Raw genomic sequence first — 14,842 nt, forward strand, 5'->3', positions numbered from 1 at the left:
AAATGTAAGGGTTTTTATGAGCCGTTCCAATATTGTAACAAAATGTTCAAAATTTTCTCTATTTGGTCTTGAACCATTTTTTGTTTCAAGGCTGTGCTCAAGTCTTCAAGAGGGACATGCGGAATGGTGATTACTTGAAACTCTTCCAATGCATCCTTCCATTCTTCCTCAGTGGTGATAAATACGACATGCCGAAACTCGCGATTGACTGAATCACCAAGCTTTCTTATAAATGGCAGCGAAAATTCTTTTTCCACATAAGTTGACGAAGGGAATAAGAATACCCGTCCTTTTAACTGCCTTTCAAGCTCCTCTGTGATCAGCGACGTATACTCTCCTTTAGTGACAATTGATTTCCAGTTTGAATCTAGTTGTACAGAAACGATTGGGATAATAGCCGTATCTATATACTCCTTTGAGTGAAGGTATAGCTCGGCATCTTTTGCTCTCCATTTCATCGGGTGCTCCTTTCGCAATCTTTTTGATCAAGAAAAAAAGCCCTGCAAAGAGTGTGCAAGGCTGGTTGCTGCGTACTAAGCTTTGGAGACTGGTGCTTTATCACACTCTTCATTTTAACTTTTGCAGCTTTTCTGTGAGTTCAACAAACGCTTTTTTGTCTTTTCTATCCAGCGCGAGATCAATTTCATGCAAAAGCTTCTCTTTTTGAAAGGAGGCTATGGCGTGTTGGAGAAGATCTTCGGCAATCGTCCGATCCTTCTCGTTTTCATTCATTTCCTTCGGCAGGTGCGGGTTAGATTCCAACACAGCCGCATACTCTGGCGAATGATAGGACGAACGGAAATTGAGCTGAATAAATAAACTTTGATTTTTGTTAAGGCGAATATCGTGAAAAGATTTTTCTGCGTCGGTAGTCATTACGTTTTGTTTGTAAAATCGAAAAGGAGCTTCCTCTACGCAATGAGTTGACATGATGATGCCGCGAGGGCAATATTCTGCATTTTCCACAAAATGCACCTTTTCCATTAATGAATCATGACTCATTAAATAATTTAGAATCCATACACACTCTCTTCTTTTCAATTGGTAATGATTTAGAAACCACCGAATAAAATCTTTTTTTTCATTGACAGAAACAGGGGTGTGCATTTTATTCCCTCCTCTATCGTTCCTTATATTCTTCCCTTTAATCTATACTTCCACATAACCTTATTTTTTCCTTCTTTAACCCAAAAATTCTTCCTCTTCAATTCGCAAAATGGTTTCTTCCAATTCCTGATTTACCCCATCAATGTGAAGCACTTTTTTCAACAGAGGAAGAGCTTCTCGCTGCCTTCCTTCCTCAAGCAGAAATTGTCCATATTCGTAAAGGAAGTCTCGATCTGATTCAAAATGTTGAGAGGCTTCCTTGTATTTGGCCGCGGCTGAATCATACTCTTCCAGTTCTTTGTAGGCAGTTGCTAAATACCATGAAAATTTCGGGTTAGTCTCCCCATAGCTTTCTACCTCGCGAACCAAGTCAAGTATTGCCTGGTAGTCCTCTTTTTGCAAGTATACGGACAACAACACATGAGCGGCCTCCACATAACCGGGATCCAGTGCAACAGCTTCCTGCAAAAGCAGTTCGGCATCGGCGTCATTTTTTAGCTTTAAAGAGAGCTTCGCCGCAAAAAGGTATAGTTCTTTGTTGAATTCATCCTGCTTTATCCCCTCTTTTGCTGCGGCTATGGCTTCATCAAACATGCCTTCTTCTTCAAAGCTTGAAGCCAGCGGGACATACAGCGAAGTATAGCCGGGATCCATCTCTTTTAATTCAGTTAAATGCTTGACGGCCGTTTTGGTTTGTCCAGCTTTAAGTGCGGTCATACCGTAACCGAAGAGGGTGTCGGGTTCCAGAAGATGTTTTGGTATTTGGTTATAAAACGTAAGAGCTTCCTCAAATTCTCCTAAGTGGCTGAGTGATTCGGCAATTCTGCTGTCAAGGGAAATACCCGCGATTGTATGTTCCTTTCCGGATGCTTTTTTATAATAGGATTGCGCTTTACCATACAATCCTTGAGTAAAATAAAGCTCGCCAAGCGCAAACTGTATGATCGGTTCATCCGGAAGCAACTCTGCGGCATTAAGAAGTTTTTGTTCACTAACTTCGAATAGTCCTTGCATCTGATACAAATCAGCCAAAAGTAAAAGGCTTTCCGGATATTGTTCATCTGAAGCTGGGATCTCTTCTAAAAGAGCTATGGCTTCTTCTTCTTTATCCAGTTCAATTAACAGCTCTGCGTAAAAACACGTCAGATTGCTTTCAAAAGGATACAATTCATGTAAATCTGCAATCATGGCAGCCGCTTTATGAATATCACCCCAATTGTAATAAAGCTCGGCAACAACAGCCTTTTCTTCATCATGGAGATTCTTCTCGATTCTGTCCAATGTTTTCAGGCCTTTTTCTGTTTGCCCTTCCTCTACCAACGCAATCGCTTCTTGAATAGCTGTATTCACTTAAAACCTTTCCTTTCTTTAAACAAATGCTGATTTATTATGGAACTTAACTGCTTTCCCTGTATAACATTCTTCTCCAAAACCTGGTTTGAAAAACACTCCTTCTCCTGCTTTTTGCAATTTTCCCTTGTGCACGGATATGATTGGGGTATCCCTATCATAAAGGCGGTAACCGTCTCCTGCAAGAATTCTGCTTTCATTTACGTAAAAAAGATTATAATCCACATCTCCCCCCACACGAATTTCTCCTTTGGCAGGACAAATTCCCAGCTTAAAAAGCTGTTCATGAGCCAATGTAAGTTCTTCTTTCAACGGCTCATCCAAAAAAGTAATCCGAGCGCTGGAGAGTGATTTTCTCCACCTTGCTTTTAACATAAATAGCTTAATAAATGAAAGGGATTCCGGAAAACACGGAACAAGCGGAATCGAGGTGTCAGAAAAGGCATCGCTAATCCATCCCCAAGGCACATTATTCCAATCATATTGGTCCAGGTGTTCGAGAAATATGCAGGATACGTTTAATTTTTTGCAGGCTCTGACAAATGATGGTGTTAACGCAGAAAGAGGGATCTGCACAGCGATATAGTAGTCAATCGGGCTGTTAAAATACGTTTTTCTTCTTTTTCCGACCTTTTGCTTTAACTCTCTTTCATGAGAAAGCTTTACAACAGTAATAATCACAGTAACACCTTTTTTTAAATATGTTTCTTCTGCATGCTTTTTAAACTGGGAAAAAGGCAGCTGCTCTACCGGAGTCCGGTCGATGCTCACCCTTCCCGGAGCCATAATATATGGGCTCATATTCATCTTAATAAAATGATAATTATCCATTGAGCTACGGATGTAATCAATTCGGCTTCCGTTAACAAGAATCGAGCACGTTTTCACTTTGTCATTTTTCATTATTCTCGCACGATCCAATATATAAGACAGATATACCGCCGCCTCTCATTTATGTCTTAAGACAAGCTATGAGAGCATTCTCAAAAATATGAGGAAAACTAAAATAGAGAAGAAGCCTGAGTCCAAAAAGTCCTCAGGCTTTACCCGTTAATGTATCGATGTGGCTGAAGAAATTCGGGTAAGATACTTCAATTGCATCGGTGTTCTCAATATTGATGGCTTCCTCGCAAATTAAACCTGCGATTCCGAGCATCATGCCAATTCGATGATCCCCGTGGCTGGAAACATTTGCTCCGCCCTTTAAGGTTGTTTTTCCGTGGATAATCATTCCGTCCTCAGTAGGTTCAATGCTTGCCCCCAGCTTTTTCAGCTCAGAGACTACCGTATCGATCCGGTTCGTTTCCTTCACCTTTAATTCGGCAGCATCCTTAATGATTGTCGTACCTTCTGCTTGAGTTGCCAACAGGGCCAAAATCGGAATTTCATCGATCAAGCGCGGAATTAAGTCACCGGAAATCTCGGCAGCTTTTAGTGAAGACGTTTCAATGATAAGATCACCAAAAGGCTCAGGGCTGTCCGATTGATTCTCGATGATTGTAAGCTCGACGTTCATTTTCTTTAAAGCATCGATTATACCGGTTCGAGTAGGATTTAATCCAACGTTTTTCAGAACGATTCGGCTGTTAGGTACGATAGCTCCGGCCACAAGAAAAAACGCAGCGGAAGAAATATCTCCTGGTACAAAGACATCAGTCCCTTTCAGCTTCTGCCCGCCTTGAACGGAAACAGCCATACCGTTGGTTTCGACTTCAGCCCCGAACATAGTAAGCATACGTTCAGTATGATCTCTGGATTTATGCGGTTCTGTAACTGAAGTTGTTCCGCTAGCCTGTAAACCAGCAAGCAAAATCGCCGATTTTACCTGCGCACTGGCTACCGGCGACGTATATTGGATCGCTTTTAGCTGGCCGCCTCTTACAGAAATCGGTGTAAAATCACCGCCATTTCTGCCGTCAATCGAGGCGCCCATTTCTCTTAGCGGAACGGTTACACGCTTCATCGGCCGTTTTGCAATGCTTTCATCACCAGTTACAGTGCTGTGAAACCCTCTTCCAGCCAGTATACCAAGGATGAGTCTCGTCGTTGTTCCTGAATTCCCGGTATCAAGCACCTCAACAGGTTCCTGTAATTGATCGATTCCTTGTCCGTACACAGTCACGATTTCTCCATCACGTTCAATAGAAACGCCCATTTTTTTGAAACAGCTGATCGTGCTCAAACAGTCAGCCCCTTCTAAAAAATTGCGAATGGTCGTTTTTCCTTCTGCCAATGCACCAAACATGACTGACCGGTGGGAGATGGACTTATCTCCGGGAATTTGAATTTCTCCTGATAATTGATCAACTTTACTTATTTTCATGCATAACCACCTCAGTCAGCGTAAAATGTATCATATTCTGCGCGGATTCGAATGCACTTTTCCGCTTGCTTCCGATCAGCATCCGATTGAAAGCTGATTCGAAGCACTCCGTTTATCTCTTCACGCGTTTCGATAATGCGAATGTTTGTGATGCTTATTCGTTCTGCAGCTAAAATTGCCGTAATTTCTGAAATCACTCCCGGTGAATCAGGGACATCAACATAAAGGTCATAAAACGCAGGTATTGCGCCTTTTTGCTTGATCGGCAAGCCATCCCGGTAATTTTTCGCCATCTGAAAATAGGCATACAAGTTCTCGGCATCTTCATTCTCAACATACGAACGGATGTTATCCATCTCTTTTTGCCATTCATCAAAACGGCTGATCATTTTATCCTTATTATGCAGCAAAATATCCCGCCACATCGCCGGACTGCTGGAAGCTATTCTCGTAATATCGCGAAACCCCCCAGCTGCAAGTCGCTTCACAATCGGAAATCCATTTTCAAATCGTGAAGCTTGATGGACTAAGCTCGCAGCAACAATGTGGGGAAAATGGCTGATGACGCTCGTAACTTCATCGTGGTCTTCAGGACTCATTTCCAAAAAGTTCGCGTGAGTTCCTCTCAGCAGTTCCTTTAATTTAGCAAGCGAAGACAACTTTGCTGATTTTGATGGCGTGAGTATGTAAAATGCATTTTCAAACAAAAGCTTCTTTGCCGCAGTGACTCCTGATTTATGCGAACCAGCCATCGGATGTCCGCCAATAAATTCGAAGTTCTCCGGAAGCACCTGTTCTGCATAATCAGCCACTCGTTTTTTTGTGCTGCCTACATCAGTAACGAGAAGAGGTTCCTTTCGTTCCGACTTTGCAATACAGTCAAGCAATTTCACGGTTTGTTCCACCGGCGTTGAAAGGAAAATGATCGAGGCTTCGTTTATGCCTTCTTCAATGGAAGAGGAAATACGGTCAATAACACCTAATTTTTTAGCAGCAACGGATTGTTCCTCAGAGATATCATAGCCGGCAATACAAATTTCCGGAAATTCATTCTTGATCGCAAGTGCTATGGAACCCCCGATAAGACCTAGTCCTACCATAAAAATGGTTTCGTTAGAATGATTCATTGATTCTGTAATCTCCCTGGTCAATAGACATAAGAGGTGACGTTCATCACCTCTTAGAGTAATTCCTTTAAAATTGCAATGATTTCTTCGTTTTGTTCCCTTGTACCAATTGTAATGCGTAATGAAGTCGGGAAGCCTAAAGCCTTTCCGGACCGGACAATATAGCCTTTTTCTAACAAGGATTGAAACAATTCATCCGCGTCCCTGTTAAAATCAATTAGTATGAAATTGGCTTGGGAAGGGTAATAATCAAGATTATTTTCTGAACAAAAGCGATAATATTGCTCCAGCCCTTCCTTGCATTTGGAGACAATGTCTTTTATAAAATCTTGGTCCTCCAAGGCTGCAGCTGCCGCTGCTTGAGCAAATCTATTTACATTAAATGGCTCGCGTGCAGGCTCTACCGCTCTCAAAAGCTCCGGACGGCCAATTCCATAACCGACACGCAGCGAAGATAATCCATATGCTTTAGAAAAAGTCCTTAGAATGATTAAATTCGAATGTTCTTCTAAAAGAGGGATCGTCTCCGGATAATCCTCTGCATCGACATACTCATAGTAAGCTTCATCTGAAACGACCAGCACATGCCGTGGAACTTTAGACAAAAATTCTCTGAATTCTTTTTCCTTAATGTATGTCCCTGTCGGATTGTTTGGTGTACATAACCAGATGATTTTAGTTTTTTCATCGATTGCATCAAGCATCCCTTTTAAGTTATGGGATCCATCCTCAAGAAGCTGGACTTCACGAATTTCAGCACCTTCAATGACTGCATTGTGTTTATATTGCGGAAATGAAGGGGCAGGCATAATTGTATTGGAATCTTTATCCAATAAAGATCTGCTGAGAATTTGAATGACTTCATCAGAGCCATTTCCGAAGATTAGCGACTGCTCATTCACATGTAAGAAGGCAGCAAGCTTCTTCCGAAGATTCGCACACGAACCATCTGGATAAAGAGCTAAGAAAGCCGCTTCCTTTTGAAGGGCTTCCTTCACATGATTTGAAGATCCGAAGGGATTCTCATTGGACGCAAGCTTTGTCACTTTGCTTAAATTAAATTCTTTTTTTACTTCTTCAATCGGTTTTCCAGGCTGATAGGGCTTCAGCTTGGTCAACTGTTGTTTAATCTGCAATTGAACGTCACCTCATTTTAGCATGTAAGACCCGCTGAAAGTTTTGGCGTATTCCTCAAATTCTTTCAGTGCTTTTTCCCTTGTACCCGGTTGAATTAACTCGTCCTCTAATTGTTCAATTTTGTTGACGAGGGCACTTCCCACAACAACCCCATCACTCACTTCGTTCATCTCTTTTACTTGTTTCGAGCTGGAGATCCCGAAGCCGACAGCTACAGGTAACGAGCTGATCTCTTTCACTTTGCGAATAAACGGGTAAACCGACGGATCAAATTGATTGCGTACCCCTGTGACCCCCAGGCTCGACACACAATAGATAAATCCTTCAGCTTTTTCAATTATCTTTTTCATTCTGTGTTCACTTGTTGGCGCAACAAGCGAGATGTAAGTGATTTGATGTTTTTTGCATTCTTGCTGCAGATAGGCGCTTTCTTCAAAAGGCAAATCAGGGACTAGCAGTCCTTCTGTTTTATTTTCTCGCAGTAAAGTGAAAAAGTAATCCGGATTTAATTGTAACACAGGATTATAATACGTAAAAAGAATTATTGGCACCGTTACGCCATTTTTTTTCATCTCACCTGTCAATTCAATCGCTTTTACGATATTCATATCGTTTTTCAGCGCCCGTTTGGATGCACGTTGGATCACAGGACCATCAGCTAGCGGGTCAGAATAAGGAACGCCTAATTCAATTGCAGAAGCCCCGGCTCTCTGTAGTGACTTAGCTAGCTCTATCGTTACTTCCGGCAAAGGATCTCCTGCAGTAATAAAGGGAATAAATAATTTATCTTGCGGATGACTTGAAAGCTTCATCTTCTACTTTCACCTCTTCTTCCATTACTTTCATTATCGTATGAACGTCTTTGTCTCCTCTTCCTGAAAGACAAATCAAGATAGTTTGATCGTTTGACATTCCTTTTGCCATTTCAAATGCTTTAGAAAGGGCATGAGCAGACTCTATAGCCGGAAGTATGCCTTCTTTGCGGGTTAGCAGTTTCAATGCAGCTATTGCCTCATCATCTGTTACGCTATGATAAGTGACTCTGCCGGTGGAATGAAGATACGCATGCTCCGGCCCGATACCAGGATAATCAAGTCCTGCTGAAATGGAATAAGGTTCGATAATTTGTCCGAATTGATCCTGGATCATGTAGGTCATCGACCCGTGGATCACCCCTTTTGTTCCCTTCCCTATAGTAGCAGCATGAAAAGGAGTATCGATGCCTTTTCCGGCAGCCTCTGCGCCGACAAGCTGTACATCTTCTGACAAAAAGCTGTCGAAAATGCCGATTGCGTTGCTGCCGCCACCAACACATGCTACAACGGCATCAGGAAGCTTGCCTTCTTTTTCTAAAAATTGCTGTTTAGCTTCTTCGCCGATGATTTTTTGAAATTCCCTCACTATGAAAGGATAAGGGTGCGGGCCGACAACTGAGCCAATAATGTAAAAGTGATCGTTGCAGTGCTGTACCCAATATCGGAAAGCTTCGTTCGTCGCATCCTTTAATGTGCCGTTTCCGCTTGTCACCGGAACAACTTCCGCTCCGAGAAGCTTCATCCGAAAAACATTCAGCGCCTGTCTTTCGATATCTTCCTCTCCCATAAATATCCTGCACGACATGCCAAACTTTGCAGCAACTGTCGCCGTCGCAACGCCATGTTGACCAGCTCCGGTTTCCGCAATGATTTTCGTTTTCCCCATTCGCTTCGCAAGCAGTGCCTGGCCAATGGCATTATTGATTTTATGGGCTCCGGTATGATTCAAATCTTCCCGTTTCAAATAAATTTTTGCCCCGCCTAAATATGCCGTCATTTGATCTGCATACGTTAAAGCTGTCGGCCTGCCGGAATATTCTTGTAATAGATGAAGGTATTCCTCGCGGAAGCTTGCATCTTCTTTTATGTTTTGAAAAGCGGTTTCGATTTCAATTAAAGGCTGCATAATCGTTTCAGGAACAAATTTGCCGCCGAACTCGCCGAACCTTCCCTTGTTATCAGGATAGTTATTCATGATGAAACATCCTCTCTTCCAACATTTTGATTAAAGCACTTGATTTTCTTCCATTCTCCTCAATGCCGCTAGATAAATCAACCCCGCTCGGCTTCCATTTCATCAAGTCTTCTACGTTTTCCGCTGAGATCCCGCCGGCGATAAAACAGTCTTTTCCAGCCTCTATTGCCGCTTTCGTATAGCTTGGGATATACTCCCACGGAAACGATTCACCCGTACCGCCGCGTTGTTTTTTAGAAAACGTATCTATGACAAACCCGTCAACTGCCGGAGAGTATGTTTCCATCAATTGAAGCGTCTTGTCATTATGATGAAGAGCCTTCCAAATTTTTTTCTCTGGAGAAAGTTGTTTCTTTAGCTCGGTGATCTCGCTCACGGTTTCATCTCCGTGCAGCTGAATCACATCTAACGACGACTCTGCAGCTGTTTGGACTATGGATGGAACAGATTCATTCACAAAAATGCCAACAAGCTTTTTGCCTGCCGGATCCGTATGATCTATCCAGCCTTTTACGTCCTGCGGCAATACTTTTCGTTTACTCTCTGCAAAGATAAACCCGATATAATCGGCTTTTGATTGCGAGGCGACTTGAAAATCACGCAGCGATGTCATCCCGCAATATTTTAATTTAGGCGTTCCCATTTTTGGTTTCTCCAAATAAGTCCTGAATAGCCACGAGCTGGTCATCTTTTCTCATTAAAGATTCTCCGACTAATACCGCTTTTGCACCGCACCCTTCAACAAAAAGCAAATCCTCTGCTGATGAAATGCCGCTTTCACTAATCAATAATGATTCTTTTGGGACAAGCTGGGCGATACTCAATGTTTGCTCAAGCGTCGTTTGAAACGTTTTTAAGTTTCGATTATTGATACCGACAATTTCAGGTGTAAATCGCTTCAGAATCTCTTCAAGGGTGTGCTGATCGTGTACCTCTACGAGGACATCGAGTCCTTTTTCATAAGCTTCCAAATACAGTTCGTGCAGCTTATCCGCCTCCAGTGCTTCACCAATTAAAAGAATCGCATCAGCACCGATTCTTTTAGATTCTTCAATTTGAATCGGTTCGAGTATAAAATCTTTTCGCAAGATCGGCAGCTGTACGGTTCTTTTCACTGACGTTAAATACTCATTTTTTCCTTGAAAAAATGGAAAATCCGTGAGCACGGATAAGCAATCCGCGCCTGCTCTTTCATAGGAACGAGCAATTTCTTCCGGCTGAAAATCAGCTTTTATCAATCCTTTTGATGGGGAGGCTTTTTTCACTTCTGCAATTAAGCCGAGAAATCGAGTTGATGTTTCTAAAGCTTCTTTAAAAGGCCGAATGGGTATTTCCAAATCTTCTGGCAGGCTAAGATCCTGCAAATCTTCTCTTTTTCTGGTGATAATTTTGTTAAGCATATAATTCTTCCTTTTTTTGTTTTAGTTTTTCCAATTGGTCAAGTGCTTTTCCGGTTTTAATCGCATCTAACGCTATTTCGACGCCTTCTTTCAGGTTCTGCGCCTTGCCTGCAGTATAAAGGGCAGCGCCTGCGTTGAAAGCGATAATGTGTAAGGCTGTTCCGCTAGTACGGTTGTTAAAAACTGACGTAATGATCTTTCCGCTTTCCTCGGGGGTATTAACTTGAATGTCCGTGATCCTGCCATACGAAAGTCCGGCTTCTTCCGGTGTGATTTTATATTCCTTCCGCTCTCCGTCCTTAAGTTCGATCACATTTGTCGGAGCCGTTATTGTCAGTTCATCCAAGCCGTCTTCACCATTGACAAATAAAACGTGTTTCGGCCCGAACCGTTCAAGGGCAGCAGCCATGATTTTCGCTTTTTCTAATGAATATACACCGATTACTTGGCGCTTTGCCTGCATTGGATTGATCAGAGGCCCAAGAATATTAAATACGGTTCGGAATCCCAGCTCCTTTCTGACTTGAGCTACATTTTTCATAGATGAATGATAAAGTGGAGCAAACAGAAACGTCATATTTTTCTTTAAAACGGCTTGCTTTGCTTCGTCGGGAGTCGACTGAATGGCAATCTGCAAGTGCTCCAACACATCAGCGCTTCCACTTTTCGAAGATACGGATCGATTTCCGTGTTTAGCAATCTTGGCGCCGCAGGAAGAAGCAACAATGGCTGCTGCAGTCGAAATATTAAACGTTGATGCACCATCTCCACCGGTTCCGCACGTATCCACCACTTCATCGATTTCGTCCACTTGAACAGCACGGTTTCTGATCGCTTTTACAAAACCGGTGATTTCATCAACCGATTCCCCTCTGTACGCGAGAAGAGATAAAATACCACCGGTTTCTGAAGGTGTGAGCTCGCCTGCCATCATCTGGTCCATCAGCTCAGCTGCATTTTGCTCAGTAAGCCTGTGTCCATTAACTACGTGGTTGAGTAGTGAGTTCATATACTTTTTCCTCCCTGTCGGCAAAAATGTCTTCTGCTATTTTAATTGTGTCTAAAAGAGCAGCGGCTTTGTTTAAGCTTTCCTCCCATTCCTTCTCTGGGACAGAATCCGCGACTATTCCTGCACCGGCTTGAACAGACGCAATTCCGTCTTTTATGCTCATTGTACGAATAGTGATGCACGAATCTATATTTCCATCGAAGCCAATGTAAGCGATACACCCGGCGTAGGTTTCCCGCGGTGTCGGTTCAAGTTCGTTTAGTAGCTGCATAGCCCTGATTTTAGGTGATCCGGAAAGAGTTCCTGCCGGAAAGGCCGACATCAGCGCGTCCACAGGATGTATACCTTCCCGCAAAACTCCTGTCACAATCGATATAATGTGCATGACGTGTGAAAAGGAGACGACTTTAGTCAGCTCGGGAACGTTGACAGACCCGTATTCCGCGACTCTTCCAATATCATTTCGGGCAAGATCTACCAGCATATAGTGTTCAGCCAATTCTTTTTCATCGGCTAAGAGATCTTGTTTTAAATCATCATCCTCTTTCTGATTCGCGCCACGTTTTCTCGTGCCTGCAATCGGATGAATTTCGAGGTGTCCATTCTGTATATGAATTAATCGTTCAGGTGAGCTACCGACAAGTTCCCTGTCTGGAAGCTTAATATAATACATATACGGAGACGGATTCACCATGCGTAACACTCTGTACAGCTCAAAAGCATCTGTCTTGACTGGCATTTCAAACCGCTGGGATAAAACACCTTGGAATATATCCCCGGATCTAATGTACTCCTTCAGTTTTTCAACATCCTTTAAAAACCGGCTTTTTTCATAATTGGAGGAGAACTCTTTATCACTCAGTTTTTCTTTTTGCTGGACGGTTGACAGAAGAACATCTTTTGTTTCCTTTGGCTCGGAAAGCTTTGTGACAAGGCGTTTTAACGATTGCTGGTTTTCCAAAAACACCTTTTCTTTTTCCTTGTCTGACTCTGTTCCATTTAAACGGGCGTAATGGATAAAATGAACCTTTTTCAGCTCATGGTCAAAAGCAATGATGGTCTGGCATACAAAAAGCATGCATTTTTCTAGATCTGTCACGTCACGATGCGGCTGAACCGAAGGCTCTATTAACGGAATGAAATCATAACTTAAATAACCGACAGCTCCCCCAGTAAATGGGATATCGAGTTCCGGTATTTTGATTTTATACGCTTCATTCATCCATTCGATCATTTGTTTCAAATGAGGCTTGCTAATTAAATGCTTCTCTTCATCACAGGCAAGAAAGGCTCCGTCTTTTTCCTTTATCGTTAGAAAAGGATTCAATCCGATAAAGGAGTATCTGGACCAATCTGAAGACTCATCCTTGCTTTCTAAAAAATAAGTAATCTCCCGGTCAAGCTTTTCAATCATTTGAACCGGAGACAGTGTATCCACTGTAAAGGACTCAACAATTGGAATCGTTTTGTAAGAAAGGCTGTCATTTAAAAATGCGGATAATTCGGATTGGTAATTCAATGGTTTTCTCTCCTTCCGGGATGGAGGAGAATGAGGCTTAAGACGTGAGGATATACAAAATAAACCCAAAAGAAACATCTATTTCTTTTGGGCAGGATTTAATCATTCACTAAAACTCAGCTCAACTCATTCTCAACTACCCTATGCTAATCTCATACTATGTGCTTATTACTCTAAACTAACTAATCTTTAACTAACTCTATGGTAATATAATTCAATCTTTTCTGTCAATTATTTTCTGTATCGCCTTAACAAGGCCTGGATTCCGTACTCACTGGAAAAAGATTTCCACCCCTAGCTATTCTCTTTAGAATATGCAGGGGATGATAGCTTTGCCAATCAGCCGGATTAAAATAATGACTAAACCGCAGATGTCCTGTTTCAATGCCTTGGGCGCAAACGTCCCATTCACTTTATTAAGTCAGGCCGTAATGAAACTGCCTTTCCTAAATATTCATGCTTAACTTCATCTTGCTTCAGTTCGGTTTCGGCTGTCAGCATGACTCTGATACACTTCTTCAACCCGGATTCGACATCTATTTCCTGCATGCACATGACAGGAACGTGCTCCCAGCCGCTAAATTCCCTGACGACCTTGGCGGGGAATCCTGCATGCAAGTCGGGTGTCGCTGTGAAGATAATGTGCACCACGTGATCTGGTTTAATATTATTTTTTTCTATCATATTTCTAATTAACTCTTTTGTTTTTACGATCATTTCTTGATCTGTATCTTCTTCTAATGTCGTGGCTCCCCGAAATCCGCGTATCATCTTGAGGTACCCTCCAATCTCCATTGGTCAAGCAATTCGGCTGCTTCTTCCTTCTCGATAGAAAATAGCTGTGGATGACCGATCTCAGTTAACAGCACGAATTGAATAATTCCTCCGACGGTTTTCTTATCGTTCATCATCCGATTGATTAATGAATCGGTTTTAATTTCTTTGTTAATAGACGTCGGATAGCCAAGCTTTTTAAGCCATTTCAAATAGCTGGAATAATCACAGTCAAGCCCTGCCTTTTTCTCACTTAAATACAGCGCAAATAACATTCCCATCGCCACTCCATCCCCATGGCTGATCTCGCCGTAGCCATACTCCGCTTCAACGGCATGCCCAAGCGTATGGCCAAAATTCAGGAACGCACGAATGCCTTTCTCCTTTTCATCATTTGCGACCACAGAGCTCTTCACTTCTATTCCTTTATAGATCATTTCACTGAGCTGGCTGCTAGTTAAACCGGCAATGCTGTATGTCTCCATCAGTTGAAGAAGAAACTGTTCGTCACTGATAAATGCATGCTTGATTACCTCTGCAAAACCTGACCTCATTTCAGCTTCAGGCAGCGTGGACAACAGCTCTGTATCATAAATGACGGCCTTCGGCTGATGAAAAGAACCGATTAGATTCTTACCGAGCGGATGATTTATGGCAACCTTTCCACCAACTGCGCTGTCATGGGCAAGCAGCGTCGTCGGAATTTGCACGTAAGGAATTCCTCTCATAAATGTCGCTGCAACAAAGCCGGCAAGATCTCCGACAACTCCTCCGCCAAGCGCAACGACACACGAGGATCGGTCCATGTGAAATTGAATTGCATCTGTCTGGAGCTGATGATAACATTCCAATGACTTGGACTGCTCGCCGCTCGGAACGACAGCCTTCTTCACAGGCCATTTTTCCGCCAACACTTGATAGATTTGCTCGCTGTATAACCTGTCTACCTTCTCATCTGTAATGAGAAGAATACGCGTCGGTGAAAAACCGGTTATTTCAGACATCAACTTTGACGTTTTTTTACGAATGCCTTCGCCTATATAGACCTGGTATGGTTCCTTTGTTTTCACATCGAGGATTTTCATT

General features: G+C 42.5%; 15 protein-coding genes. All 15 read right to left on the reverse strand.

Translation table 11 applies throughout. The features are described 5' to 3' along the window. Positions 1-14 precede the first annotated feature (14 nt). Positions 15-458, reverse strand: a complete 444-nt coding sequence (locus tag JOC74_RS04505; protein ID WP_053603159.1) for a DUF2487 family protein — start codon at positions 456-458, stop codon at positions 15-17. A gap of 109 nt (positions 459-567) precedes the next feature. Further along, positions 568-1,107 (reverse strand): ReoY family proteolytic degradation factor, encoded by a 540-nt coding sequence (locus JOC74_RS04510; protein WP_053603160.1) that lies wholly within the window; start codon positions 1,105-1,107, stop codon positions 568-570. A gap of 75 nt (positions 1,108-1,182) precedes the next feature. After that, the gene (locus tag JOC74_RS04515) at positions 1,183-2,457 is read right to left on the reverse strand and encodes a tetratricopeptide repeat protein (RefSeq protein ID WP_053603161.1); all 1,275 of its coding nucleotides are present in this window, start codon (positions 2,455-2,457) and stop codon (positions 1,183-1,185) included. An 18-nt stretch (positions 2,458-2,475) separates the two neighbouring features. After that, positions 2,476-3,360, reverse strand: coding sequence for a hypothetical protein (locus tag JOC74_RS04520; protein ID WP_148564320.1), 885 nt, complete (start codon positions 3,358-3,360; stop codon positions 2,476-2,478). A 133-nt stretch (positions 3,361-3,493) separates the two neighbouring features. Continuing rightward, the gene (gene aroA, locus JOC74_RS04525; protein WP_053603163.1) at positions 3,494-4,780 is read right to left on the reverse strand and encodes a 3-phosphoshikimate 1-carboxyvinyltransferase; all 1,287 of its coding nucleotides are present in this window, start codon (positions 4,778-4,780) and stop codon (positions 3,494-3,496) included. Positions 4,781-4,791: 11 nt separating this feature from the next. After that, positions 4,792-5,907: a prephenate dehydrogenase gene (locus JOC74_RS04530; protein ID WP_053603164.1), complete on the reverse strand. Its 1,116-nt coding sequence runs from the start codon at positions 5,905-5,907 to the stop codon at positions 4,792-4,794. A 53-nt stretch (positions 5,908-5,960) separates the two neighbouring features. After that, positions 5,961-7,043 carry a histidinol-phosphate transaminase gene (gene hisC, locus JOC74_RS04535; RefSeq protein WP_053603165.1) on the reverse strand — a complete coding sequence of 361 codons (1,083 nt, stop codon included), beginning with the start codon at positions 7,041-7,043 and terminating at the stop codon, positions 5,961-5,963. Between the two features lie 12 nt (positions 7,044-7,055). After that, positions 7,056-7,856 carry a tryptophan synthase subunit alpha gene (trpA, locus tag JOC74_RS04540; RefSeq protein WP_053603166.1) on the reverse strand — a complete coding sequence of 267 codons (801 nt, stop codon included), beginning with the start codon at positions 7,854-7,856 and terminating at the stop codon, positions 7,056-7,058. Beyond that, a complete protein-coding gene (trpB, locus tag JOC74_RS04545; protein WP_053603167.1) occupies positions 7,828-9,054 on the reverse strand; it encodes a tryptophan synthase subunit beta in 1,227 nt (408 codons plus the stop codon). Before trpB ends, trpA begins: the two co-directional genes overlap by 29 nt. Beyond that, positions 9,047-9,697, reverse strand: coding sequence for a phosphoribosylanthranilate isomerase (locus JOC74_RS04550; protein ID WP_053603168.1), 651 nt, complete (start codon positions 9,695-9,697; stop codon positions 9,047-9,049). The genes trpB and JOC74_RS04550 overlap by 8 nt, the downstream gene beginning before the upstream one ends. Then, positions 9,684-10,454, reverse strand: coding sequence for an indole-3-glycerol phosphate synthase TrpC (gene trpC, locus JOC74_RS04555; protein ID WP_053603169.1), 771 nt, complete (start codon positions 10,452-10,454; stop codon positions 9,684-9,686). The genes JOC74_RS04550 and trpC overlap by 14 nt, the downstream gene beginning before the upstream one ends. Then, the gene (gene trpD, locus JOC74_RS04560; protein ID WP_053603170.1) at positions 10,447-11,463 is read right to left on the reverse strand and encodes an anthranilate phosphoribosyltransferase; all 1,017 of its coding nucleotides are present in this window, start codon (positions 11,461-11,463) and stop codon (positions 10,447-10,449) included. Before trpD ends, trpC begins: the two co-directional genes overlap by 8 nt. After that, entirely contained in the window at positions 11,435-12,982 is a 1,548-nt protein-coding gene (trpE, locus tag JOC74_RS04565; protein WP_053603171.1) for an anthranilate synthase component I, read from the reverse strand. The genes trpD and trpE overlap by 29 nt, the downstream gene beginning before the upstream one ends. 408 nt (positions 12,983-13,390) lie before the next feature. Beyond that, positions 13,391-13,753 (reverse strand): chorismate mutase, encoded by a 363-nt coding sequence (gene aroH / locus JOC74_RS04570; protein ID WP_053603172.1) that lies wholly within the window; start codon positions 13,751-13,753, stop codon positions 13,391-13,393. Continuing rightward, positions 13,750-14,841: a 3-dehydroquinate synthase gene (gene aroB / locus JOC74_RS04575; RefSeq protein ID WP_053603173.1), complete on the reverse strand. Its 1,092-nt coding sequence runs from the start codon at positions 14,839-14,841 to the stop codon at positions 13,750-13,752. The genes aroH and aroB overlap by 4 nt, the downstream gene beginning before the upstream one ends. Position 14,842: the final 1 nt, after the last annotated feature.

The organism is Bacillus capparidis, assembly GCF_017832095.1.
Lineage (GTDB): Bacteria > Bacillota > Bacilli > Bacillales > Bacillaceae > Bacillus > Bacillus gobiensis.

What these genes read in the sequence shown, in the direction of transcription:
- JOC74_RS04510 (WP_053603160.1), bottom strand. Translation starts at nt 1,107, where the DNA reads ATGCACACCCCTGTTTCTGTCAATGAAAAAAAAGATTTTATTCGGTGG.
- aroA (WP_053603163.1), bottom strand. Translation starts at nt 4,780, where the DNA reads ATGAAAATAAGTAAAGTTGATCAATTATCAGGAGAAATTCAAATTCCC.
- trpB (WP_053603167.1), bottom strand. Translation starts at nt 9,054, where the DNA reads ATGAATAACTATCCTGATAACAAGGGAAGGTTCGGCGAGTTCGGCGGC.
- trpD (WP_053603170.1), bottom strand. Translation starts at nt 11,463, where the DNA reads ATGAACTCACTACTCAACCACGTAGTTAATGGACACAGGCTTACTGAG.
- trpC (WP_053603169.1), bottom strand. Translation starts at nt 10,454, where the DNA reads ATGCTTAACAAAATTATCACCAGAAAAAGAGAAGATTTGCAGGATCTT.
- aroH (WP_053603172.1), bottom strand. Translation starts at nt 13,753, where the DNA reads ATGATACGCGGATTTCGGGGAGCCACGACATTAGAAGAAGATACAGAT.
- JOC74_RS04550 (WP_053603168.1), bottom strand. Translation starts at nt 9,697, where the DNA reads ATGGGAACGCCTAAATTAAAATATTGCGGGATGACATCGCTGCGTGAT.
- trpA (WP_053603166.1), bottom strand. Translation starts at nt 7,856, where the DNA reads ATGAAGCTTTCAAGTCATCCGCAAGATAAATTATTTATTCCCTTTATT.
- aroB (WP_053603173.1), bottom strand. Translation starts at nt 14,841, where the DNA reads ATGAAAATCCTCGATGTGAAAACAAAGGAACCATACCAGGTCTATATA.
- JOC74_RS04505 (WP_053603159.1), bottom strand. Translation starts at nt 458, where the DNA reads ATGAAATGGAGAGCAAAAGATGCCGAGCTATACCTTCACTCAAAGGAG.
- JOC74_RS04530 (WP_053603164.1), bottom strand. Translation starts at nt 5,907, where the DNA reads ATGAATCATTCTAACGAAACCATTTTTATGGTAGGACTAGGTCTTATC.
- JOC74_RS04520 (WP_148564320.1), bottom strand. Translation starts at nt 3,360, where the DNA reads ATGAAAAATGACAAAGTGAAAACGTGCTCGATTCTTGTTAACGGAAGC.